18 protein-coding genes, 1 tRNA gene and 4 pseudogenes are annotated in these 21,600 nt (G+C 64.2%); 9 read left to right on the plus strand and 14 right to left on the minus strand.

Annotated features, from left to right (window positions below):
• The first annotated feature begins 4 nt into the window (after positions 1-4).
• Together RIU96_RS03325 and RIU96_RS03330 are read left to right on the plus strand one after the other, a co-directional pair.
• A complete protein-coding gene (locus RIU96_RS03325; RefSeq protein ID WP_006839299.1) occupies positions 5-298 on the plus strand; it encodes a hypothetical protein in 294 nt (97 codons plus the stop codon).
• Positions 295-621, plus strand: a complete 327-nt coding sequence (locus tag RIU96_RS03330) for an Rv3654c family TadE-like protein (RefSeq protein WP_144317506.1) — start codon at positions 295-297, stop codon at positions 619-621. The genes RIU96_RS03325 and RIU96_RS03330 overlap by 4 nt, the downstream gene beginning before the upstream one ends.
• On the opposite strand, the gene RIU96_RS03335 is transcribed toward RIU96_RS03330, so the two are convergent.
• Entirely contained in the window at positions 616-2,931 is a 2,316-nt protein-coding gene (locus tag RIU96_RS03335) for a DNA 3'-5' helicase SftH (protein ID WP_144690938.1), read from the minus strand. The two genes, RIU96_RS03330 and RIU96_RS03335, sit on opposite strands and share 6 nt — an antisense overlap.
• Before the next feature lie 186 nt (positions 2,932-3,117).
• On the opposite strand from RIU96_RS03335, the gene RIU96_RS03340 reads away from it, so the two are divergent.
• On the plus strand, positions 3,118-3,321 hold the full coding sequence (locus RIU96_RS03340; RefSeq protein WP_006839303.1) for a cold-shock protein: 204 nt from the start codon (positions 3,118-3,120) through the stop codon (positions 3,319-3,321).
• A 45-nt stretch (positions 3,322-3,366) separates the two neighbouring features.
• Here the strand turns inward: RIU96_RS03340 and RIU96_RS03345 are convergent, their stop codons facing one another.
• The gene (locus RIU96_RS03345) at positions 3,367-3,993 is read right to left on the minus strand and encodes a DedA family protein (protein ID WP_144317504.1); all 627 of its coding nucleotides are present in this window, start codon (positions 3,991-3,993) and stop codon (positions 3,367-3,369) included.
• A gap of 222 nt (positions 3,994-4,215) precedes the next feature.
• On the opposite strand from RIU96_RS03345, the gene topA reads away from it, so the two are divergent.
• On the plus strand, positions 4,216-7,092 hold the full coding sequence (gene topA, locus RIU96_RS03350) for a type I DNA topoisomerase (protein WP_311205112.1): 2,877 nt from the start codon (positions 4,216-4,218) through the stop codon (positions 7,090-7,092).
• Here the strand turns inward: topA and RIU96_RS03355 are convergent, their stop codons facing one another.
• Positions 7,093-8,619, minus strand: coding sequence for an adenylate/guanylate cyclase domain-containing protein (locus tag RIU96_RS03355; RefSeq protein ID WP_144773277.1), 1,527 nt, complete (start codon positions 8,617-8,619; stop codon positions 7,093-7,095).
• Between the two features lie 57 nt (positions 8,620-8,676).
• Here RIU96_RS03355 and RIU96_RS03360 point away from each other — a divergent pair, with 57 nt between their 5' ends.
• Positions 8,677-9,876 carry a DNA polymerase III subunit delta' gene (locus tag RIU96_RS03360; RefSeq protein WP_144823362.1) on the plus strand — a complete coding sequence of 400 codons (1,200 nt, stop codon included), beginning with the start codon at positions 8,677-8,679 and terminating at the stop codon, positions 9,874-9,876.
• A 73-nt stretch (positions 9,877-9,949) separates the two neighbouring features.
• A tRNA-Thr gene (locus tag RIU96_RS03365) sits at positions 9,950-10,025 on the plus strand.
• A gap of 76 nt (positions 10,026-10,101) precedes the next feature.
• Here RIU96_RS03365 and RIU96_RS03370 read toward each other — a convergent pair.
• Positions 10,102-10,377: a tyrosine-type recombinase/integrase gene (locus RIU96_RS03370; RefSeq protein WP_144690942.1), complete on the minus strand. Its 276-nt coding sequence runs from the start codon at positions 10,375-10,377 to the stop codon at positions 10,102-10,104.
• Positions 10,378-10,389: 12 nt separating this feature from the next.
• Positions 10,390-11,594, minus strand: a protein-coding gene (locus tag RIU96_RS03375; protein WP_390885488.1) for an IS3 family transposase whose coding sequence is annotated in 2 segments (ribosomal slippage) — positions 10,390-11,303 and positions 11,303-11,594 — 1,206 coding nt in all. Because the reading frame shifts where the segments join, the coding sequence is not laid out codon by codon here.
• A gap of 118 nt (positions 11,595-11,712) precedes the next feature.
• Here RIU96_RS03375 and RIU96_RS03380 point away from each other — a divergent pair.
• A pseudogene (locus tag RIU96_RS03380) lies at positions 11,713-12,054 on the plus strand (integrase core domain-containing protein); the annotation flags it as partial.
• A 19-nt stretch (positions 12,055-12,073) separates the two neighbouring features.
• Here RIU96_RS03380 and RIU96_RS03385 read toward each other — a convergent pair.
• The 5 genes and pseudogenes from RIU96_RS03385 to RIU96_RS03405 form a co-directional block, all read right to left on the minus strand.
• Positions 12,074-13,054, minus strand: coding sequence for an IS3 family transposase (locus RIU96_RS03385; RefSeq protein ID WP_258562515.1), 981 nt, complete (start codon positions 13,052-13,054; stop codon positions 12,074-12,076).
• A pseudogene (locus tag RIU96_RS03390) lies at positions 13,003-13,197 on the minus strand (IS3 family transposase); the annotation flags it as partial. The pseudogene RIU96_RS03390 and the gene RIU96_RS03385, both read right to left, overlap by 52 nt.
• Before the next feature lie 101 nt (positions 13,198-13,298).
• Entirely contained in the window at positions 13,299-13,637 is a 339-nt protein-coding gene (locus tag RIU96_RS03395) for a metal-sensitive transcriptional regulator (protein WP_301717096.1), read from the minus strand.
• Between the two features lie 291 nt (positions 13,638-13,928).
• Positions 13,929-16,265 (minus strand): heavy metal translocating P-type ATPase, encoded by a 2,337-nt coding sequence (locus RIU96_RS03400; RefSeq protein WP_136648810.1) that lies wholly within the window; start codon positions 16,263-16,265, stop codon positions 13,929-13,931.
• Between the two features lie 171 nt (positions 16,266-16,436).
• Positions 16,437-16,646 carry a heavy-metal-associated domain-containing protein gene (locus tag RIU96_RS03405; RefSeq protein WP_034997583.1) on the minus strand — a complete coding sequence of 70 codons (210 nt, stop codon included), beginning with the start codon at positions 16,644-16,646 and terminating at the stop codon, positions 16,437-16,439.
• A 186-nt stretch (positions 16,647-16,832) separates the two neighbouring features.
• Between RIU96_RS03405 and RIU96_RS03410 the strand changes: the two genes are divergently transcribed.
• Positions 16,833-17,084 (plus strand): type II toxin-antitoxin system prevent-host-death family antitoxin, encoded by a 252-nt coding sequence (locus RIU96_RS03410; RefSeq protein WP_136648811.1) that lies wholly within the window; start codon positions 16,833-16,835, stop codon positions 17,082-17,084.
• A gap of 357 nt (positions 17,085-17,441) precedes the next feature.
• Here the strand turns inward: RIU96_RS03410 and RIU96_RS03415 are convergent, their stop codons facing one another.
• A complete protein-coding gene (locus RIU96_RS03415) occupies positions 17,442-17,957 on the minus strand; it encodes a DUF2269 domain-containing protein (protein ID WP_220184549.1) in 516 nt (171 codons plus the stop codon).
• A 107-nt stretch (positions 17,958-18,064) separates the two neighbouring features.
• On the opposite strand from RIU96_RS03415, the gene RIU96_RS03420 reads away from it, so the two are divergent.
• Positions 18,065-18,817, plus strand: coding sequence for a M23 family metallopeptidase (locus RIU96_RS03420; RefSeq protein ID WP_136648812.1), 753 nt, complete (start codon positions 18,065-18,067; stop codon positions 18,815-18,817).
• Between the two features lie 230 nt (positions 18,818-19,047).
• Here the strand turns inward: RIU96_RS03420 and lnt are convergent, their stop codons facing one another.
• The 3 genes and pseudogenes from lnt to RIU96_RS03435 all read right to left on the minus strand — a co-directional run.
• On the minus strand, positions 19,048-20,589 hold the full coding sequence (gene lnt / locus RIU96_RS03425; RefSeq protein WP_311205113.1) for an apolipoprotein N-acyltransferase: 1,542 nt from the start codon (positions 20,587-20,589) through the stop codon (positions 19,048-19,050).
• Positions 20,590-20,747: 158 nt separating this feature from the next.
• Positions 20,748-21,128, minus strand: a pseudogene (ccsA, locus tag RIU96_RS03430) (cytochrome c biogenesis protein CcsA); the annotation flags it as partial.
• Positions 21,129-21,170: 42 nt separating this feature from the next.
• Positions 21,171-21,494, minus strand: a pseudogene (locus RIU96_RS03435) (TlpA family protein disulfide reductase); the annotation flags it as partial.
• Positions 21,495-21,600: the final 106 nt, after the last annotated feature.

A 21,600-nucleotide genomic window follows, 5' to 3' on the forward strand; every position in this document is an offset into this window, starting at 1 on the left:
GCCCATGCTTTCCGACGACCGCGGCTCCGTCACCGTCGAAGCCGCACTCTCGCTCGCGGTGCTGGTGACGCTCGCGGCCGCGATTGTCGCAGGCATTGCCACCCTGGCCGCCTACATCTCCGCCGTCGACATTGCGGGCGCGGCGGCGCGCTCCCACGCCATCGGGGTCGATTTCACCCCGGGGCGCGGCACCGTCGAGGTGCACGAATCGGCGGGATTGGTGCACGTTACCGCGGTGGTCGACGCCCCGCTTACCCCGATGTCGGCCACGGCGACGTTCCCGGTGGAGTTCCGGTGAAGGCCCGGCGCCTCGCTGGCGACGAGGGCTACGCCACGGTCACCTCCGCCGGGATCATCGCCGCCGTGACCAGTCTTATGGTCCTCGTCGTGGGTGTCGGCGCGCGCGTTGCGGACAGCCACCGCGCCCAGCTCGCCGCTGACCTCGCCGCCACGGCGGGCGCGACCGCCCACTACAGCGGGGTCGACGCCTGCCGGGTGGCGGCGGAGACGGCAGCGCACAACTCCGCGCGCCTGCGCACGTGCGAGCTTATCGACGGCGACGTGACTGTCAACGTCAGCGTGTCCATGGCCACGGCGACGGCCCGCGCCGGGCCGCTATAGCGCCGACATGGTCACCAGCGCGCCGAGCAGCTTGATCGCCGCGGCCTTGTCCAGCGGCTGGTTGCCGTTGCCGCACTTCGGCGACTGCACGCAGGAGGGGCAGCCGGTGTCGCAGCCACAGGCGCGCACCGCCTCGTAGGTGGCGGTGATCCACTCGTGGAAGCGGGTGAAGCCTTCGTCGGCAAACCCGGCCCCGCCGGGGTGTCCGTCGTAGACGAACACCGTCGGCAAAAGGGTGTCCTGGTGCAAGGCGGTGGACACGCCGCCGATGTCCCACCGGTCGCAGGTCGCCAGCAGGGGCAACAGCCCGATCGCCGCGTGTTCCGCGGCGTGCAGCGCCCCGGGGATCTCAGCGGGGATGATGCCGAGCTTGTCCAACACCAGCGGGTCGATGGTGTAGGCGACCGCGCGGGTGATCAGGCGCTGCTCGGGCAAATCGAGCGGGATGTGTTCGGAGACCGTGCCATCCGACAGGCGCACCACGTAGCCGGTGACGCGGTCAACCACCTCGACGTCAACGCTGGCCAGCCACAACCCCGGCGAGAGCTGGCGCGGCTCGCTGGCCTGTGCCAGGATGCTGATCTCCGTGGTTGAGCGCGCGTGGGTGGAGTAGTCCGGCGTGGCCGGGGAGGCCAGCGCGACGTAATCGTGCAGGTCGAGGGTGTCGATGACGTAGTACTCGCCCTGGTGGATGTACACCGCCCCGTCGTGGACCTGGCTCATTGCGCGCGATGCGTCAATGGTGCCCAGCAGGCGGCCGTCGGAGCTATCGACGATCATCACCTGCTCCCCGGCGCCACCGCGCAGGCTCACCGCGGCGTGCGCGGTCTCCGGGCTGAGCTCACCCTCGAGCCGCGGCACCGCGAACCACCCGGAATTTCTACGGCGCAACAAGCCGGCCGCGACGAGCTCGTTGACGACACCGGCGGCGTCGAACTCCTCAACGTCGGCCTCGGTCAACGGCTTTTCCACGGCGGCGCAGTAAACGTGGTCGCGCAGGATGAAGGGGTTAGCGGGGTTGAACACGCTGTTCTCCACGGGCCTGCCCAGCAGCGCGGCCGGGTGGTTGACCAGGTAGGTGTCCATCGGCTCGTCGCGGGCGATCATCACCACCGCCGCCGACTGCCCGCGGCGCCCCGCGCGGCCCGCCTGCTGCCGGAAGGAAGCGACAGTGCCGGGAAAACCGGCCATGACCACGGCGTCGAGCCCGCCGACGTCGATACCCAGCTCGAGCGCGTTCGTGGTGGCCACGCCGAGCAAGTCCCCGTTGTCCAGCGCCCGTTCGAGCGCGCGGCGGTCCTCGGCAAGGTAGCCCGCGCGATACGACGCGATGCGCTCGGCGAAGTCTGCGCGGCCCGCGACCACCAGGTCTTCGGCCGTGCGCATGGCGACGAGCTCCGCGGCGCGCCGGGAGCGCACGAAGGTAAGCGTCCGCGCGCCCTGCTCAACCAGGGTGGCCATCACGCCCGCGGCCTCGGTGGTGGCGGCGCGGCGCACGTTGTCCTCGATAAACCCCGGCTCCCACAAGATCAGCGTTTTGTCGCCGGTGGGTGCACCGTCGTCCGTCACGGCCGTGACCTCGCGACCGCACAAACGCCCCGCCTGGCCAGCGGGATCCGCGGTTGTGGCCGAGGCGAAGATCAGCGTCGGGGAGCTACCGTAGGCACGGCACATCCGCAGCAGCCGGCGCAGCACGAGCGAGACGTGCGCGCCGAACACCCCGCGGTAGGTGTGGCACTCGTCGACGACGATAAAACGCAGGTGACGCAGCAGGCGCGCCCACCTGACGTGGTTCGACAGGATGCCCGCGTGCAGCATGTCGGGGTTGGTGAACACGAAGCGGGTCTGCTCGCGGATCCCGGAGCGCGCCTCGACGGGAGTGTCCCCGTCATAGGGGGCGGGGTTGACGCCGCGCAGGCCCGGCACCTCGCGCACCAGCCTGGAGGCGGACTGCAGCTGGTCGGAGCCGAGCGCCTTCGTCGGTGTGAGGTACATCGCGCAGGCCTGCGGGTCGGCGGCCAGCGTGGTCAGGACGGGGAGCTGGTAGCATAGCGATTTGCCTGACGACGTCCCCGTGGCGACGACGACATCGCGGCCCGCAAACGCCAGGTCCGCGGCCTCGCGTTGATGGGAATAGAGGTGCGTTATGGAGGCGTCGATAAGCGAGCTCTTAAGCTCGGGCGCAACCCAGCGCGGCCACGGCGCAGTGCGCGCTAAGGAGGCGGGGACCTGCTCGACGTGGGTGATGGTGGCGGACGGAAAACGCTCGCGGAGCTGGGCGAGGATCTCGGCGCCGAAGGAAAGAGACATCGGGGCAAAAGAGTACGCCACAACATTCGACGGGGCGAACAATTCATGGCATAATGGTTGTTGGTCGCAGATTCTGTGCGCGCCTAGCTAGGTGCTCGCGAGTGTTTGTACGCGGGCACCAGGTCCATTCTTGGCCTGGTGGTTCCTCGACCGAGTTTCAACCACAATTTTTTGAAAGGCACATCAATGGCTACCGGAACTGTCAAATGGTTCAACGCTGAAAAGGGCTTCGGCTTCATCGCTCCCGACGACGGCTCTGCCGACGTCTTCGTTCACTACTCCGAGATCCAGGGCAACGGCTTCCGTACCCTCGAGGAGAACCAGCAGGTCGAGTTCGAGATCGGCGACGGCGCCAAGGGCCCGCAGGCCCAGGCTGTTCGCCCGCTCTAAGCGCTAGGCGCCTCTAACCCCCTCCGCGTGAGGGGGTTTTGCATGTCAGAGCTTGGACACCCCGCGGCGCACGTCCAGCCACTCGAACAGGCGCACCTGGAGCTTCTGGATACCGAAGCCGACGAGCGAGCCGAGGGTCACGCCTACGATCAAGGCCAGCAGCGGCCAGTCGGCGAACAGGGAACCGCCCAGGTAGCCCACGCCGACGCTGAGCAGGGCCCAGATGATCACGCCGATGGTGTCGTAGAAGAAGAAGGCGAACCAGTTGTAGCCCACCGAGCCGAGCACAATGGTGGCCACCCAGCGCGCCCAGGGAATAAACCGCGCGACGATGATCGTGGCGCCGGCGCGGCGCTTCATGTTCCTGCGTACCCACGTGATCGCGGTGCCGGCCTTCGAGTCTGGGTCGAGGCGGTTGACCACTTTGATCAGACGACTGCCGAGCAGGAAGCAGATGTTATCGCCGATGATCGCGCCGATGATCGCGGCGATGATCACCCCCATGGGGTTGGGCACGCCCACGGAGGCGGAAAACGCGCCCGCGAGGTTGAGCACCGTCTCCGAGGGGATGATCGGCGCGAGCGCGTCGCCGATGATAAGGAGCGTGACCAGCGGATAAAAGATGGGCATCTGCATCAGGTTCTCGAGGAAGCTGATGAGGGAATCGATCACCGGGGTTCTCCTTGTCGTACGCGTTCACGCTGCGGGCTCGGCGCAACTTCCCAGCGATTCTAGTGCTCCGAGTTTCCGTGCGCCTGGGAGGTTGCACCGAAGTCCCAATTTCTCTGATACAACTAAGAGAGTTTTACTCCTGCACCCGGCGCGGCCTGCCCGCCAACTCGCAAGAGACGTAATTAATAAGGTGTAGGTCGAGAAAGTGAGGTGTCACCCAGCGTGGCGGATAACGGTAAGACCCTCGTCATCGTCGAGTCGGCGACGAAGGCCAAGAAGATCCAGAAGTACCTGGGCAACGATTTCATCGTCGAAGCCTCCGTGGGCCACATCCGTGATCTCCCCGGCCGCGCGGCCGACATCCCGGCGAAGTACAAGAACGAGCCCTGGGCGAAGCTGGGCGTCAACCCGGAGGACGGGTTCGAGGCGATCTACGTGGTCAGCCCCGACAAGAAGAAGAAGGTCGCGGACCTCAAGGCCAAGCTGAAGGAGTCCGACAAGCTCCTGCTCGCCACAGACCCGGACCGTGAGGGCGAGGCGATTGCCTGGCACCTTTTGGAAACGCTCAAGCCGCAGGTCCCCGTCGAGCGCATGGTGTTTAACGAGATCACCGAGTCCGCGATCCGCGACGCGGCCGAGAACACCCGCGAGCTCGACCACAACCTGGTCGACGCCCAGGAGACCCGCCGTATCCTGGACCGCCTCTACGGTTACGAAGTCAGCCCGGTGCTGTGGAAAAAGGTCATGCCGCGCCTGTCGGCGGGGCGCGTGCAGTCGGTGGCGACCCGCGTCATCGTCGAGCGCGAGCGCGAGCGCATGGCGTTTATCTCCGCCGAGTACTGGGACCTCACCGCGACGCTGAAGGGCGCTAGCGAGTTCGATGCGAAGCTGGTGAGCGTCGATACGCGCCGTGTTGCTCAGGGCCGCGACTTCGACGACCGCGGCCGCGTGAAGTCCGCGGACGTGTACGTGGTTGACCAGGCCGCCGCCGAGGCGCTGGCCGAGGGGCTGGAAAACCGGGATATGAGCGTTGCGGACGTCGAGGAGAAGCCGTATTCGCGCAGGCCATACGCGCCGTTTATGACCTCGACGCTGCAGCAGGAGGCGGGCCGGAAGCTGCACTTCACCTCCGCCCGCACGATGCGTATCGCGCAGCGCCTGTACGAAAACGGCCACATCACCTACATGCGTACGGACTCCACCGCGCTGTCGGCCCAGGGCCTGGAAGCGGCGCGCACGGCCGCCACAGAGCTCTACGGCGCGAACTACGTCACCGCGCAGCCGCGCACGTATGCGCGCAAGGCGAAGAACTCCCAGGAGGCGCACGAGGCGATTCGCCCTGCTGGCGAGCGCTTTTCCACCCCCGGGCAGCTGGCCAACTCGCTCGACGCCGAGGAGTTCAAGCTCTACGAGCTGATTTGGCAGCGCACCGTCGCCTCCCAGATGGAAGACGCCCGCGGCACCTCGATGAAGGTCACGGTCGCGGGCGAGGCGGCCACGGGCGAGAAGGTCGAGTTCGCCGCCACCGGCCGCACGATCACGTTCCCGGGCTGGTTGCGCGCCTACTCCGATACCCAGGACAACGAGACGCACCTGCCGCAGATGAGCAAGGGAGACGTCCTGTCCACGGTGAAGATCACTGCCGACGGCCACTCCACCAACCCGCCGGCGCGCTACAACGAGGCCAGCCTGGTCAAGAAGATGGAGGACCTCGGCATCGGGCGCCCGTCGACGTACGCCTCGATTATCAAGACCATTCAGGACCGCGGTTACGTGGTGGCCCGCGGCAACGCCTTGGTGCCTACGTGGGTGGCGTTTTCGGTCATCGGGCTGATGGAGAACAACTTCGACGCGCTGGTGGATTACGACTTCACCTCCTCGATGGAGGACGAGCTCGACGAGATCGCTCAGGGCAACGAGAACCGCACGCAGTGGCTCACCGGCTTCTACTTTGGCGATGCCTCCGCCGACGACAATATGGCCGACGCGATCGCCCGCCGCGGTGGCCTCAAGCACATCATTGAGGACAACCTCGAGTCCATCGACGCCCGCCAGGTCAACTCGCTGAAGCTTTTCGACGACTCCGAGGGACGCCCCATCAACGTTCGTGTCGGCAGGTACGGCCCGTACATCGAGCGGGAGGTGGGCACGACCGCCGACGGCGAGCCCGAGTACCAGCGCGCGAACCTGCCGGAGTCCGCCACCCCGGACGAGATCACCCTGGAGATGGCGGAGAAGCTGTTCGCGATTCCGCAGTCGGGCCGCGAGCTGGGTGTCAACCCCGGCAACGGCCGCACGGTGGTGGCCAAGGAGGGCCGTTACGGCCCGTACGTCACTGAGCTCGTGCGTGACGATGAGCGCGCGACCGCCGAAGCCAACGCCGAGGAGGTCGTGGCGCAGGAGCGGGCGGAGGAAGACGCGCAGCGCGCCGCGGAGGGAAAGCGGGCGAAGAACTGGGAGACCAAGACCGCTGCCGCGCAGAAGGAAAAGCGCATCAACACGCTCGTCGACGAGCAGCTCAAGCCCGCCACCGCGTCGCTGTTTTCCACCATGGAGCCCGCCGAGGTCACCCTCGAGCAGGCGTTGCAGCTGCTCAGCTTGCCGCGAGAGGTGGGCGTGGACCCGGCGGATGGGGAGATGATCACCGCCCAGAACGGCCGCTACGGCCCGTACCTGAAGAAGGGCAGCGACTCGCGCTCGCTGGCGAACGAGGAACAGATCTTCAGCATCACGCTGGAGGAGGCCCGCCGGATCTACGCCGAGCCGAAGCGCCGGGGCCGCGCCGCGGCGAAGCCCCCGCTGAAGATGCTGGGCGATAACGACGTTTCCGGCAAGCCGATGAGCATCAAGGACGGCCGCTTCGGCCCGTACGTCACCGACGGTGAAACCAACGCCTCGCTGCAGCGCGGCGACACCCCGGAAACCATGACGGACGAGCGCGCCAACGAGTTGCTGTCAGCGCGTCGAGCCCGGGAGGCGGATGAAGGGACTCCTACCAAGAAGGCCACCAAAAAGGCAGCGAAAAAGGCTACTAAAAAAGCCGTGAAGAAGCCGAAGAAAACCACGAAGCGTGTGGTCAAGGCGAAGCACCGGAGCTAGCTAGTACCGATCCGCCAGCGTGGAGCGCACGGGGCGGGCAAGCTGCGTCATCTTGTTGCGCCCGCGCAGCTCGATCGACTTCATCAGCGTCCAGCGCTGCTGCTCAACCTCGTTGGCGGCGCGCAGGGTCGCGGCGTTGGTGAGCACGCGGCCCGGGGAGTTTTTGGCCAGGTCCGTTAGGCGCGCCGCGGCGTTTACGGCATCGCCGATGACGGTGTACTCAAACCGGTCGGAGCCGCCGATGTGGCCGGCGACGACGTGGCCGGAGGCCACCCCGATCCCGGCCTGGAGCTTGAGCCCGCGCAGTTCTTGGCGCAGTTCGCGCGCGGTTTGCAGCGCGTGGGAGGTGGCGTCGTGAAGCGCTGTGGGCGCGCCGTAGACCGCGAGCGCCGCGTCGCCCTGGAACTTGTTGATCACTCCCTTGTTGCGGTGCACGACCTCGACGACGATGGCGAAGAACTCGTTGAGGGCGGCGACGACCTCCTCGGGGGAGTGGTTCACGGCGAAGGTCGTCGAGCCGATGACGTCGACGAACACGACCGCGGCCTTGCGGTCCTCGCCTCCGAGTTCGGGTTTTTCCTCGAGCGCGCGTTGCGCGACCTCGGAACCGACGTAGTGGCCGAAGATGTCGCGCACCCGCTGGCGCTCGTTGAGCCCGCGCATCATTTCGTTGAAGCCGGCTTGCAGGACGCCGATCTCGGAGCCGTCGTAGATGTCAACCTGGGTGTCCGATTCGCCGCGGCGGACCCGGTTGATCGCCTCCTGGAGCTCCTTGATCGGGTCGACCACGCCCATGATGGCGAAGATGGTGCCGATGCTGCCGGTGGCGAGCGCGGTAAGCGAGAGTGCGGAGACGGCCGGCATGAGTTCACCGGGGGTGTTGGTGAAAAACCCGCTGCGCTGCGCCCACACCAACAGGAGGATTCCGATCAGCGGGATCGCGGTGGTGGTGAACCACGTCATGTACAGACGCGTCTTGATGGGCGGCTCGAGTGTGGAGTCCTCGAAGCGCCGCGCCAGCGCGGAGGCCGCGATGGGGCGCACCAGGCGCGCGGCCTGGACGTAGGTCAACAGGGCGACCACGAGGCAGGCCATGAGCGTGGAGATGAGAACCACGATGGTCAGGCGGGCGTCGATACGCGATGTGGCGATGGTGGCGATCGCGATGCCGATCAGCCACACCCCGACCACAATCACCGTCTGCAGCATCGGGATGCGCAAAACCAGGTTTCTGACCATGTTGGGGTCGTGGCCCTCCGGCGCGCGCTGCCACTCCAAGACGGGCCTGAACAGGAAGAACGTGACCACCACGCCCACTAAAACCGCGAACGCGACGTAAGCGATGCCCAGCACCCCGAGCCCGCCGCCGGTGATGGACAGCTGCTCGACCTCGGCCATGGGGATGAAGTAGCGGATGAACGTCATGATCGCGATCCCGCCGAGCACGTTGGTGCCCAGCACGGTCAGGGCGTACAGGGGCCACGATGTGCCCCAGAGCCACTTGAAGCCGCGCCAAATTCTGTCCACGTCGACCTACTTTAGTGGGATCGCTGTTGGCGCGGGGCAGGTAGTACTGTGGCAGTCGTGACTAGGGCAAGCGTGAGCGAGCGCCTCGCGGACATTCCCCGGGTGCGCGAGACAATCCTGCGCGCGGCCGAGGCGGCGCGCGGCGCGGGGGAGAGCTACGCCATGTCGCACGCCTGGCTGTTCACGGGTCCTCCCGGCGCGGGCCGCTCCACCACGGCTGTCGCCTTCGCCGCCGCGCTGGTGTGCACGGACCCCGATGTGGTCGGCTGCGGCCGCTGCGACAACTGCCGCGCCGTATTCGCCGGCGCCCACACCGATGTCGTGCACATTGTGCCCAAGGAGCTAGTGATTTCCGTGGAAACGGTGCGCGGGATCGTCAACCAGGCATCGCGCTTGCCGACGGTCGGCGCGTGGCGCGTCATCATCATCGACGAGGCAGATCGCTTCTCGACGGCCGCAGCCGACGCATTCCTCAAAACCGTCGAGGAACCCCCCGCGTCGACCGTGATCATCTTGTCGGCGCCATCGACCGACCCCGAGGACTTTTCCACCACGCTGCGCTCGCGCTGCCGCCACCTTTACGTCCCGGCGCCGTCGGAAAGTGAAATCGTGCGGTTGCTGACCCAGGAGGAGGGGGCGAGCGAGGAGGTCGCGCGCCTGGCTGCCGCGGCCTCGCTGCGCCACATCGGCCGGGCTCGCCGGCTCGTGCGCGAGTCCGGCGCGCAGACCCACCGCGCGCAGGTGATCAACCTGGCGGAGCTGGTCTTCCACGGCGATGCCGCGTTCAAGGCCGTGGGCGCACTGGTCGCCGCCGCCGATAAGGAGGCCGTCGCCGCGCACGCGGAGGCCGACAGCGAGGAACGCGCCGCTTTAGAACGCGCCCTCGGCATGGGCGCGAAAGGCAAAGGCGCGGCGAAAGCGCTGCGGGGGGTCGCCTCAAGCGTCAAGCAGCTGGAGACGCAGCAGAAGGCGCGCGGCACGCGGCGCACCCGCGACGTCCTCGATCTCGCACTGGTGGACCTGGCCGGCATCTACCGCGACGCGCTCGTCCTGGCCAGCGGCGCGCGGGTCGGGCTGACCCACCCCGACTTCGAGGGGCTGTCCCGTGAAATCGCGGAACGGGTGAGTGTGGAGGGCCTCGTCGCCTGCCAGGACGCCATCGCGCGGTGCCGGCAGAGCCTAGACCAGAACGTGACTCCGGTGATTGCGTTCAACGGCATGATCGGCCGCATTCGCCAGGCCTGCAACGTGAAGTGACCTGCGGGTTTTCTGGGAGGGGCGACCTGGGTTAAGCTGTTGTACCGGTGCGACTGCTCCATGCAATCGCCCGGCCACCTTAGCTCAGTCGGTAGAGCATCTCACTCGTAATGAGAAGGTCGCGAGTTCGATTCTCGCAGGTGGCTCCAATGAAGAAGCAGGTCAGCCCCACATTCCACTACCGGAAGGTGGGGCTGACTTTTTGGTGAGTACACTCTGGGTACACTATGCGCTCTTAAACTGCTGATTCATCCTCTGGGCTACCGAATCAAGGTCTGACTCGTAGAGATGGCCGTACACATCCAGCGTCATGTCGGCGGAAGCATGGCCAAGCATCCTCTGGATCACTTTGATATTTGCCCCAGAGGAGATGGCAAGGGACGCCGCAGTGTGCCTCAGGTCATGGACGGTGACTGGGGGGAGCGGAGTACCGAGAATTTCGCCGGCTTCCTTTACTGCACCAAGGAAGACTCTTGGGCCCGACCCCTGGAAAGTGGACACAGGGAATTGAACTTATGCGGTCAAGGTGAGTTTACCGCAGGTGCGGTTTTCGAACTCGAGGGGCGACAGATAATCGCACCATGAGTGTCTGCGCTTCTGGTTGTAGCGCAGACACCACGCGAAGACGTCCCGTCTGGCGTGCAGCAGTGAGTCGAAGCATTTCCGGTTTTGCAGCACCTCGCGTTTCAATGTCGCGTTGAACGACTCCGCTAGCGCGTTGTCTGCGCTGGTTCCCACCGCTCCCATCGATTGGGTCACCCCTAGCATCGTGCATCGTGAGCTAAATGCCTTCGAGGTATAGACACTGCCGTGATCTGAATGAAAAATCGCTCCTTTCAGACTGCCTCGGGCGCGCTGTGCTGAGTCCAGCGCATCGATAACCAGATCGACGCGCATGTGGTCAGCAATAGAAAATCCCACCAGCCTGCGGGAATAACAATCGATCACGGTGGCAAGATACATATTGCCGCCACCGGATACCGGCAGGTAGGTAATGTCGTCGACGAGCACGCGATTCGGCGCCGGGGCATGAAACTGCCTGCAAACAAGATCTGGAAAGACACCACGGCCAGCATCTGCCACGGTGGTGCGCACGCGACGTTTCTTCGTGAACCCCTGGATGCCCATGGTCTTCATGATGCGTGCAACGCGTTTGTGATTGACCACCGCATGCGCCCCCGAATCAGGATCGTTCAACGCCGCGGCGATGCGCTTAGCTCCGTAGAGTCCGTGTTCCTCACGGAACACAGTGCGGATACGAGCACCGAGAACAGCATCGTCAAGAACCTTCTGGCGGCGCGCGGCCTGTGTGTTTTTCCACTTGTAATAGGAAGATCGCCGCACCTTCAGCACGTGGCACATCCGCTTGACCGAATACTCGGTGCGATGGTCCCGGATGAACTTGAAGCGGATCACAAGCCCATCTCTTTCGCAAAATACTGCGCCGCCTTGCGAAGGATGTCTCGCTCTTCTTGAAGAAGCCGGTTCTGCTTCTCGAGTTGTCGGATCCGCTCTAAATCCGATGATGTCCGGGCTCGAGCTGCAGCATCAATCGCGCGGGCTTTTTTGCCCGTGCCATAGCGCTTGACCCAGGCAGCGAGACTGCCACGGTTAACACCGAGATCATGAGCAACCGAATTAAGAGACACACCGTCTGTGTCTTCATACATCGCGACCGCGTCGCGCTTGAACTCCTCAGTATAGGACTTACGAGGCATGAACTGAGACTACCCTCCTCCGGCTGTCAACCGGGGCTAGCCTATGTCCACCAACAAGGGGTCAGGTCCGCCGCTGCAGGCGCTGAATCAAGCCATTGTGTGTGCCAAGGACACAGCGGGCCTTGTTCACCATGCAGATCACGGATCGCAATACGTCAGCATTGTCTACAACGAGCGTCTAGCCGAGCACGGAATCACGGCCTCTACTGGAACGGTCGGTGACTCCTACGACAATGCCTTAGCCGAAAATGTCAACGGTTCCTACAAAAATGAACTCATTCATACCCGCACTTGGAACGATGTGGTCGACGTAGAAATCGCGACCTTCGAGTGGGTCACGTGGTGGAACGAATCAAGGCTTCACCAAAGTCTCGGCTACCGTACGCCGGCAGAAGTAGAAGAAGAGTTTTGGACTGGCAACCCAAATCACGAGAGAATGGAAATCAAGGCAAATACCTAGGAACAAAACCCGGGGCACTTCAGTACACCCAGCGAAGGGTCGCGATCTCGACTTCCCCAACCGACGCCCACGGCCGGTGGGGATAGATCAGCTCGGTCTTGTATAGACCGTTGACCGTTTCCGCCAACGCGTTGTCGTAGGAATCGCCGACGGTGCCAACGGACGGATCAATCCCAGCTTGAGCAAGCGCCTCACTGTAACGAATGGACACGTACTGCGAGCCGCGATCGCTGTGATGGACAAGTCCTTCAGCACGGAGATCACCTGCGTGATAAAGAGCATGCTCAAAAGCCTCAAGAGGCAGCTCATCGGTGCGCATGCTCGCCCTGGTGGCAACCCCGACAATCTTGCGGGAGTACGCATCGGTGATGAACGCGGCGTACGCAAACCCCGACAGGGTACGCACGTAGGTGATGTCAGCGACCCACAGCCGGTGCGGCGCTGACGCTGTGAAGTCACGATTGACCAGATCAGGACGACAATCCGGGACATCAGCCCGAAGCGTTGTGATCGGAGTGCGGCCCCTTCTGCGGCCTTGGATGCCGACGAGTTTCATCAACCGTGCCGTCTGATCACGACCGATGTCCCAGCCGGCGCGCTGCATGGCCTTCCACATCTTGCGTACCCCGTACACGCTGAAGTTGTCCTCGAAGACTTTCACCAATTCGGGGATAAGCAGCGCGTCTGACAAGCTCCTGGCCGACGGGGCTCGTGTTTTCGCTGCTCGGTAGCCACGAGAGGTGATAAACCCACATTCTGTCTGCCTTAACGTGCGACAGATGGCCTCGACCCCGAAGCGATCGCGATACGTGTCGATGTATTCGATCATCTTCTGGTGGGACGGTCGAGTTCCGCTGCGAAAAAAGCTGAAGCGGTCTTCAAGATCTCGTTTGCCCTGCGCAGCTCTTTGTTCTCTTGCCGCAGACGCTTCAGTTCGTCGTCGACCGACTCGCCAGTGCTCCGCTGAACGTCGGGGGACGCTTTGACAGGTTTCAACCAGTTGTTGAGCGTGTGCGCCGAGACGCCGAGCTTCTCGCCGATCTCCTCCGCCGCCGCCCACTTCGAGCACCCCTCAAGCTCAACGAGCTCCTCGGCTAACCGCACCGCCTTGTCCTTAAACTCGTCACTGAACTTCCTAGGCATGGTCCAATCCTCCTCTAGAAACGATCGGAACTAAACCCAGGACACTTCAGAGTGGCCTGGCCGCCGTTCTCGACGGGGTGTGGTGGTCGGGTCCCGGCCTGTCACCGGGCGAAACGGGCGATAGCGTCGGTGACTTCCTGAAACTTCGCGTCGGCCTCCTCTCCTCCTAACTGGGCGGCGTCACGGACGCAGTGTTTCATGTGGTCATCGAGTAGTCCCAGGGCAACGCTGCGTAGGGCAGCATTGACCGCGGAGATCTGGGTAAGGATGTCGATGCAGTACTGTTCTTCGTCGACCATGCTGTGCAGGCCCCGGGCCTGGCCCTCGATGCGCTTGAGGCGGGCGAGATAGCGATCCTTGTCGTTGATGTAGCCATGGGTATGACAGGTGTCGGCCCCACCCGAGGAGGAAACGGCCTGATCAGGGGTGCGAGTATCCACAATGGTCTCCTTGCTGAAAAAAGGGGGCAGGTATGTCCTGAGTCAGTTGCGGGTCGATCAGGATGGAAAGCCCGAGGGTATGGAATGAGGCGTGGGGACCTCATGGTCCCCACGCCCTGTGGCGTTATTCGGATAGGTAGTCGGCAGATTGTCAGCCCAGAGGGGCCTGCCGGGTGGGGCCGGGGGAGAGGTCAGGAGCAGGTACTTGGGGACGGAGGTCTGAGTGTTATTGGAGGGACTCAGCCGCAGGAGGAGGACACGGGGTTCCTTATCGCTAGAAAAGGATGCGGATTAGGCGGTGACCGGCTGCCGCACGGAGGGGCGAGCGGGCTGCGGTGAGGAACTGGTGTTGTCGTGGGAGGGCTTGAATCTACGCAGCGTGAGGGAGTTGGAGACCACGAACACCGAGGAGAAGCCCATCGCAATGCCCGCCAACCCCGGGTTGAGGAAACCGATCGCGGCGACCGGGATCAGCACGACGTTGTAGGCGAACGCCCAGAACAGGTTGCCCTTGATGGTGCCCAGCGTGCGACGTGACAGACGGATGGCATCGCCCGCGGAGCGCAGGTCGTTGTTCATTAAGGTGATATCGGAGGCCTCGATGGCCACATCCGTGCCCGCCCCCATGGCCAGACCCAGATCGGCCTGGGCCAGGGCGGCCGCGTCATTGACGCCGTCGCCGACCATGGCGACCTTCTTGCCCTCATGTTGCAGCTTCTCGATGACCGCGACCTTGTCCTGCGGCATGACCTCGGCACTCACGTTGGCCGCATCGATGCCCACCTCTTGGGCGACGGCGGCCGCGGCCTTCGCGTTATCGCCGGTGAGCAGGTACGGACTCAACCCCAGCCTGCGGAACTGGGCGACCGCTTCCGCTGAGGAGTCTTTGATGGCATCGCGCACCACGACCACACCGGCGGGCTGGTCATCGACGTAGACGGCCACCGGGGTCGCGCCCTGCGACTGTGCGTGGTCGAAGGCGGTGGTGAGGTCACGGGGCAGCTGGCCGGCGGGACGGCCGACGGTGACGACGTGACCCTTGACGGTGGCCGTGACGCCCCGGCCGGCGGTGCTGTCGAAGTCGGTGGCCTCCTGGATGTTCCCGGAGCGCTCGGCCTCGGTGACAATCGCCTTGGCGATGGGGTGCTCGGAGCCTGCTTCGACGGCCGCCGACAAGGCGAGGACCTCGTTGTTGGTGTAGCCGTCGGTGGCGTGGACGCCGGTGACCGACATGACCCCGTAGGTGACGGTGCCGGTCTTGTCCATGACGATGGTGTCGACCTGGCGAGTGGATTCGAGGACCTCCGGGCCCTTGATCAACAAGCCCAGCTGCGCGCCCCGGGAGGTGCCCACCAGCAGGGCGGTCGGGGTGGCCAGTCCCAGGGCGCATGGGCAAGCGATGATCAGCACCGCGACTGCGGCGGAAAAGGCCCAGTTCGCCCCGCTGCCGAGGGCGAGGTGGACGATCAGGGTGATGATGGAGACGACAATGACCGTCGGGACGAAGACCGAGGAAATCTTATCCACCAGGCGCTGGACCGGGGCTTTTTTCGCCTGGGCGTCAGTGACCAGCTTGGCCATCTGGGACAGCGTGGTCTCCGAACCTGTGCGGGTGACTTCGACCAGCAGTCGACCGGAGGTGTTGATCGTCGCGCCCGTGACCGAGGTGCCGGGGGCCGCCTCGACGGGAACGGACTCGCCGGTCAGCATCGACTCGTCGATGGCCGAGGTGCCCTCGATGACACGACCGTCGGTGGCGATCTTCTCACCCGGGCGGACGACGAAGACGTCACCGACTGTCAGCTGGGAGACCGGGACGCGGACTTCCTCACCGTCGCGGATCACCGCGGCGTCTTTCGCACCCATGTCCAGCAGGGACTTCAGCGCCGCGGAGGACTGGCCCTTGGCGCGGACCTCAAACCACCGGCCGAGCAACAGGAAGGTGATGACTACGGCGATGGTCTCGAGGTAGATGTGGTCGATGCCGTCATGGCGGGGCAGCAGGCTCGTCTCCATGACCATGCCGGGGTGCCCGGCGTTGCCGAAAAACAAGGCCCACAGCGACCACAGATACGCAGCGGTAGTGCCCAGAGACACGAGCGTGTCCATCGTGGTCGAGCGGTGACGCAGGTTGGTTAAGGTCGCCCGGTGGAACGGGGCGCCACCGTAGAAGTAGATCAGGGTGGACATGACGAGCAGGGCCCACTGCCAATTCATGAACTGCAGGGACGGGATCATCGAGATCGCGACCACCGGAACGGAGAGGATCGTCGACCCGATCAGACGCGACTTCAGGTCTGTGGCCTCGGCCTCGCGGGCCTGTTCGTGGCGGTCACCGACCACCTCGGTGTCCTCCTCCGGGCCGCTGTCCACGGCGGAGGCGTGTTGATCCCCCATGGTGAACGCGTCGTACCCGGCACCCCGCACGGTTTCGATCAGCCGATCGGCGTCGACTTTGGTGGGGTCGTAACTGACGGAGGCGGATTCGGTGGCGAAGTTGACGGTGGCCTCCACGCCATCGAGCTTGTTGAGCTTGCGCTCCACCCGCCCTGAGCACGACGTACAGGTCATGCCGGTGACGCCCAGATCGACCTGGAGTAGGTCAACCGACGGTTGTGTCTGAATCATCAGTGATCAGTCCTTCAGCAAACAGTGGTGAGGTGCATCTCCGAGGTCCCAAAAAGGCCCGCCCACAGATGCACCGTCGGGGATATCGAACCGGCATGGCTGGGCCTGATGGGCATATCCAGCAGGGTTGGCCCGGCCGTGTCTACCCGAGGCGGGGACCGAGCCCAGGGATTAGGGCTTGACGGTGTAGCCGGCTGTCGTGACAGCGGCGACAACATCGTCGTCGGTGAAGTTTTCACCCGTGACGGTCACCTGCCCGGTATCCACGGTGGCCTCCACCATGGTCACACCGGCGACCTCGCCGATCTCCTCCTCCACGGAGGACTTGCAGTGTCCGCAGGTCATGCCTTCGATGATGTACTTCTTTGTTACGGCGCTCATCAGATGGTCCTTTCCTTGATGTCCTGAAGGGCAAGAGTGGAGATGCCCCAATAACCTCCAACCTATACCCATGGGGGGTATCAGTCAAGGAGGTGTCTGCCCCTAAGCGTCCCGTTCGGCGGGCAGGACTTCCGGAACGGCCGCGATCGTTGCTGCACTTCTTGTACAAAATGTACGTTAAAGGGTATGGGCATCACGGTCACCCTCAGTCAGTTCCGCAGCGAACAAAGCCACTATCTTGATGCCGCCCAACGTGAGCCGGTCACCATCCTCAGTCGCGGGCCCCGCCGCCGGGCGGTGGTGGTCTCCCCGGACTTCTACGACCGGGCGGTTCAGACGCTGGAGGATGGCGAGGATATCCGTGCCGCAGCGGCTGCCCGCCAGGAGGCGGGCGGTGTCTCCCACGAGGAGTTCACGTCCGACCTCGAACTGGACTGACCTGCCTGTCCATACCTGTGCCGCGGTATTTGATCATCGATAAGCTTTCAACTGCGACAGCCCTTCGCACGCTGGCCCGGCAATGGCAGCAGTGATTGCCACCGCCATCGACGCCCTGGCCCACGTTCCGCCGTCTCGGCGGAGTGGAAAAGTTGCGGGGCGGCGACGGGGAGTGCTGTAGCTGGGTAGTCCACGGCCGTCAATGACGGTGAGCTGATCAGCGTCTCGGTTCCAAGGAAGACAGGCACTCATACTCGCATCGTTGAGTGGGATGTGGCCGGTCCCTTGCGTTCCTGCGCATGACGCATGACTGCCGAACCTGAACAAATAAGGAATGGACAGCTGAGGCACGCTGCATCAGGCTGCTAGCGGGGCCTTTTTTCGTTGCCCGTATCGGGTCAGACCCCGCGGCTTGTACACCGCCAGTACCGTAGCCACCAGCAATACCAAGGCTGCTGCCACGGAGTGGAGGACCGGGGAGAAATTCCGCACGGCCTCCAGCCCCACGCCCGGGTCTGCTGCCACCCGGGCAAGATACTCGAACGTCTGCATGTACAGCACCAACACACCTGTCGCCACCACAGTGAGCCCCAGCTTGAACACCACCCAGTAGTGTCGGAACAATCCCCACGTCGTCCCCAGGGATTGAAGGACTCCGGTCACCAGCGAGGCCACCGCCAGGGGAACGAGCGCCCACCACGCCACCTGCTCCATCACCCGATACGTCCCCCGGACCGCCATCTCATCCGCGCTCACTATCCCCATGACCGCCATCGCGATAAAGGCGAGCACCATCCCGAGCCAGCCGACCGAGCAGACCACATGTGCCACCAGCGCGGCCTTGCGTATTCGTGGGGTCATCACTCTCGCCATTAGAGGTGCTCCTGGACCAGGAACGCCCCCTCGGCCGGCATCCCCAACCCATGGCGACTGGGCCCATGGTTGCCGTCTCCAAACACCAGTACCAGCACGACCGAGTCATGCGCCTGAAGGCTTCGCGGTCATCCGGAGGAAAACACCGCACGATCACCACCTCGCAGACCAAGGGGCGTCTCGCCCTCGTGGCTGTAGCCGTCGGCACGGTCTCATCCGCCGGCGTCGGTGGCGCCACGGCCGCCACCTTGCAAGCCCCGGCCGAGGTCGAGGCTCCGGTCTCCCCGGAGGCTGCCACCGTCGAGGTGGATTTGGCCACCAACGACACGGCCCTGTCCTCGAGTGGGACGCAGGCCGCACCGCAGATTCTCGCGATCTCCGAATTCAAGCCGGTCGCCAACATCGACGAGCAGCTGGACAAGGCCATCCAGTACAACGCCGAGCGGGCCGAGAACGAGCGCGCTGCCCGCTCGCCCTCGGTGGTCAAGCCCGCTGAAGGCGCCTTCACCTCCGGTTCCGGCGTGCGCTGGGGAACCCTCCACGCGGGTATCGACATCGCCAACGTCGTGGGTACCCCGATCCTCGCGGCGATGGGCGGCACCGTCATCGACTCCGGCCCGGCCTCCGGTTTCGGGCAGTGGATCCGCATCCAGCACGATGATGGCTCGATTGCCGTCTACGGTCATATGGAGACTCTCGACGTGACCGTTGGGGAACGCGTCACCGCTGGTCAGAGGATCGCTGGCATGGGCAACCGGGGGTTTTCCACCGGCTCTCACCTGCACTTCGAGCTTTACCCGACTGGCAGCGGGGCGGTCGACCCGTTGCCCTGGTTCGCCGAGCACGGCGTCACCTTCTAACCTTCCCGCACTCACCAGGACCGGCCCCGACACCGGAACCGGCGGCAGTGACTGGGCGTGAGGCACCCGCCTCAGACCGCAGAGACGCTTCTCACTCATCGCCGACACAGCCCGGACTTGATAGCTTCTCCAGGCAGGGCAGACCGGGGCACAGGGGAAGCAGTCCGTGCTCGTCATATATGGGGGCGGCGAGCGTCCCGCCAACGAGGAGCAGGTGCCGTAATCCACGTTTAGCGGGATACTTCCGTAACCTGCCTTCTCCTGCGCCAGCTGACGAGGCCGGTAACCGCAGGCCATGCAAGAGCCAGCATCGCGAGAACCAACAGGGGCGTATCCCCCATGCGCGCATACGGCGTCAAACCAGTATGAAGGGGAACGGTTGCCGTCAGCAGTTCGTTCGTGCCCAGGCCACTGAGTTGTGAGACTGTGCCGTCGGGCTGGATAACTGCGGAGTATCCGGTGGGGGCAGCCTGGAGAACGGTGCGGCCAAACTCGCGGGCACGCATCCGGGATGCGGCCACTTCGATTGCAGGTACTTCCTCGGTCACAAAAGACGCGGCGTTGGTCGGTGCGAGGAGTAGCTGCCCACCATTGCGAACGGCATCGGCGACCCGGTCGGCGAAGAAGACCTCATAAGAAATGACGATCCCCAATCGTGGTGTCCCGCTGGGATCGAGCACCGCCGGTCCCTCTCCGGCAATGGCGTCGCGGGGGATGAACCGTGCGTCCTCGCTGAGTCGTTCAATCAGATTGCGCATAGGGATGTACTCGCCGAACGGCACACGATGATGCTTCTCATAGCGTCCTAACCGGGTCCCGTCCGGTCCCCACACTATGGATGCGTTCCGGAAATGTTGATCCTCGGATTCGGTAATTCCGACGACGATGTTCGTGTCGAGTTGCCTGGCCAGTTCGGCGAAAGCTGCATCGACGCGCGTCCCGTCGATTGAGCCGTCGATATTGACGACGTTTTCGGGCAGCAGAACCAGATCAGGGTCCCCGGTGATATCTTCGGCAGCCTGTAGGTGCCGGCGGGTCGTATCAAACGGATCGGTATTGACCGCGCGAAGCCCGCGGGGGCCTCCACCCTGCACGAGCACGACGTCAAGGCTGCCTTCTGCCGTATCATCTACGATCGTTGGCGCGAACGCCGGTACCGCGAGTACCACGACCACTGCGACCACGGATGCTGCACGGGCTCGTCTCGGCCCGAAGATGACAGCGGTAACAACGGCCCCCGGAACTGCGGCCAACGCGGTCACCAGGAGAGTCCCACCCAGGGGCGCTGCCGTCATGAAAGGACCATCGGTCTGGCTGTATCCGAAAGCGGACAGCGGGAAACCGCCGAACGGGAACCGGTGCTGCACAGCCTCCAATAACACCAGGGCAGCAGGGGTGAGCAGCCACCAGCCCGACCAGCGGCTGCGAAAAGCCGCCTCGTTAGGCGATACCGCGGCAACCAGCATTAACAGTAGCGCCTGAACGGCAACAACAGCAGCGTATCCGGCAGTGTTGAAGTCGGTGAGCCAGCGCAGAGCAAGAGCGTAGTGCGCCGCCCCGCCCAACCCACCGAGCCACAAACGGTTACGCAGTGGTTGACCTGCCAAAGCCAGCATGAACATAGTCACGCCCACCGGGAACAGCACCCACCAACCGCGTGGCGGCAGCGCCAGCCACCAGACCGCCGCAGCTCCCATCATGAGCGCGGTGGGACCGGCCAATCTGCGCCAGTTATCGCCGGCTATCCCCCGGGAAAGACGTGAGACTGTCACGTCTGCTGCAGTACTAGCCTTCACCGGAGATCACGGCCTTCTTCGGGCTGCTGCTCAGTTGTGAATATATGCCCAATCCTTCGAGTCATGTGACAGCAACTTTCAGTACTTTCCCAGTGGATCTGGGGGTGTCCGGCAAAGCGTTGACGAATCCGGATTTAGTTCAGGCCGGCGTAGGAGTGCAGGCCGGAGACGACCAGGTTGATGAAAAACAGGTTGAAGATTATCGTGGCCGGGGCCAGGATATTGATCCACGCGGCCTTGTGATCGCGCTACCCGGCCGTGGCACGGGCATGCAGGTAGGCGGCATAGAGCACCCAGGAGATAAAGGATGCGGTCTCCTTCGGATCCCATCCTCAAAACCGGCCCCACGAGGCCTCCGCCCAGATCGCACCCAGAACGATGCCCAACCCCAGCACGGGCAACGTAATGATGGCGGACTTGTAGGCCAGGGCGTCAAGCTTTTTCGCACTCGGCAGCGGCTTGGCCACAGCACCGAAGAAGCCACGCTCCGCACCCTTCGGCTGCCAGATACGCAGCCGCTGGGAAATATGTACGAGTACATCTCCATGATCTGCGTGGACAAGCTGCAGGTCATCGACTTCCGCCCGACACGGTGCACACCCCTGGCCCCAAGCGTTGAGGACGACGACCTCGCCTTCAAAATCAGACAGGCTGATCTCCTCACCCTTCTCCATCAGCGACGGGCCGGAGAAGTCCGGCAGCGGGGCACGTTCCTCCTTTGCGTAGATAATCTCGGTTTGGCCTCCTGGTGAGTGGAACTGGAAGGTGCCCCCGACGGCGACGGCGTTTCGGGCGCGTCGCCTGAGGAACAGGCCACCAGGGTCACGGCGGTGAGCACCGCGGCAACCGCGATGGCGGCTCTGCGGGGGTGTGCTCGGCATGGATTAGATCTCCTTATTCCGGGGCGGTGGGGAAGAAGACGGTGTTCTGGTTGTCCCGGAAGACCACAACACCGAGGAAGGTCATCGTGCTGCCCGGTGGGTGGTC

It is taken from the genome of Corynebacterium sp. Z-1, assembly GCF_031844665.1.
GTDB classification, from domain to species: Bacteria; Actinomycetota; Actinomycetes; order Mycobacteriales; family Mycobacteriaceae; genus Corynebacterium; species Corynebacterium sanguinis.

Excerpts from the sequence above, each read along its gene's own strand:
- RIU96_RS03410 (WP_136648811.1), top strand. The coding sequence starts at position 16,833 with ATGGGCATCACGGTCACCCTCAGTCAGTTCCGCAGCGAACAAAGCCAC.
- RIU96_RS03340 (WP_006839303.1), top strand. The coding sequence starts at position 3,118 with ATGGCTACCGGAACTGTCAAATGGTTCAACGCTGAAAAGGGCTTCGGC.
- RIU96_RS03400 (WP_136648810.1), bottom strand. The coding sequence starts at position 16,265 with ATGATTCAGACACAACCGTCGGTTGACCTACTCCAGGTCGATCTGGGC.
- RIU96_RS03415 (WP_220184549.1), bottom strand. The coding sequence starts at position 17,957 with ATGGCGAGAGTGATGACCCCACGAATACGCAAGGCCGCGCTGGTGGCA.
- RIU96_RS03405 (WP_034997583.1), bottom strand. The coding sequence starts at position 16,646 with ATGAGCGCCGTAACAAAGAAGTACATCATCGAAGGCATGACCTGCGGA.
- RIU96_RS03420 (WP_136648812.1), top strand. The coding sequence starts at position 18,065 with ATGCGCCTGAAGGCTTCGCGGTCATCCGGAGGAAAACACCGCACGATC.
- RIU96_RS03325 (WP_006839299.1), top strand. The coding sequence starts at position 5 with ATGCTTTCCGACGACCGCGGCTCCGTCACCGTCGAAGCCGCACTCTCG.
- RIU96_RS03335 (WP_144690938.1), bottom strand. The coding sequence starts at position 2,931 with ATGTCTCTTTCCTTCGGCGCCGAGATCCTCGCCCAGCTCCGCGAGCGT.